Below are 869 nucleotides of genomic sequence, written 5' to 3' on the forward strand. Positions count from 1 at the left end.
ACGTTGTGCTTCATTATTTAACCAACCTTTACTAAATGATAAAATTCTTTAGAAAAATTAGACAAAACTTACTCTCTGAAGGAAAAACAGGAAAGTATCTTAAATATGCAATAGGAGAAATCATATTAGTAGTTATTGGAATTTTGATTGCGCTTCAGATTAATAATTGGAATGAAGCGAAAAAACAATCAAATGCTGAAAAGGAGTTTATTACAAGCCTTAAAAATGACCTAAAACAGGATAGGATTTTCATGAAAAGTGTAATAGAGCTTAACGAACCGAGAATAGAGGCATATAAAATCTTGAATAGCAACTTACATCATTTGTATAATAATGATAGAAAATCTTTAGATTCTATATTTAAGATATACTTTAGAAGTCAACGGACTTTTTATCCTATTTCTGGCTCATATGAATCAGCTGTTTCAGGCAATCAAATAACTTTTTTTAAAGATAAGGGACTATTACAAAGAGTAGTCAAATTATATAATTCAACTTATGACAGATTAATTGATAATGGACAGATTTTGGATGAGAGATGGGCTTTTTTAAGTAAAAAATATAGTTATGAAAGAAGAACTGGAGAATTTCGTGAAATGACGTCTGAACAATTGACCGAATTCCTTGATGACGTTTACCATCATTTCAAACAAATGGAATGGTATTTAAAACAGTTAAGATTAGCTATGACAGAAATTGACAATATAAATGCAGAAAAATAACGAAAGCACAACAACGTGTATAGTTAATGCGTACAGTCGGTTAAGCAGAAGATTTTTTCTTACTTTTAATCCAATCAACAAAACTGAAAAACCATGACCGCTCAGCCGTCGCGCTTTTTCTCCAACGGAATTTTCGCCAGTCGCAGA

1 protein-coding gene is annotated in these 869 nt (G+C 31.0%); it reads left to right on the forward strand.

The genetic code is table 11. The features are described from left to right. Positions 1-35: 35 nt before the first annotated feature. Complete coding sequence (locus AB9K26_RS00055) at positions 36-722, forward strand: DUF6090 family protein (RefSeq protein ID WP_369970514.1); 687 nt, start codon at positions 36-38, stop codon at positions 720-722. The last annotated feature ends 147 nt before the right edge of the window (positions 723-869 follow it).

The organism is Psychroserpens sp. XS_ASV72 (assembly GCF_041224425.1).
Taxonomy (GTDB): domain Bacteria; phylum Bacteroidota; class Bacteroidia; order Flavobacteriales; family Flavobacteriaceae; genus Psychroserpens.

What these genes read in the sequence shown, in the direction of transcription:
- AB9K26_RS00055 (WP_369970514.1), top strand. Translation starts at nt 36, where the DNA reads ATGATAAAATTCTTTAGAAAAATTAGACAAAACTTACTCTCTGAAGGA.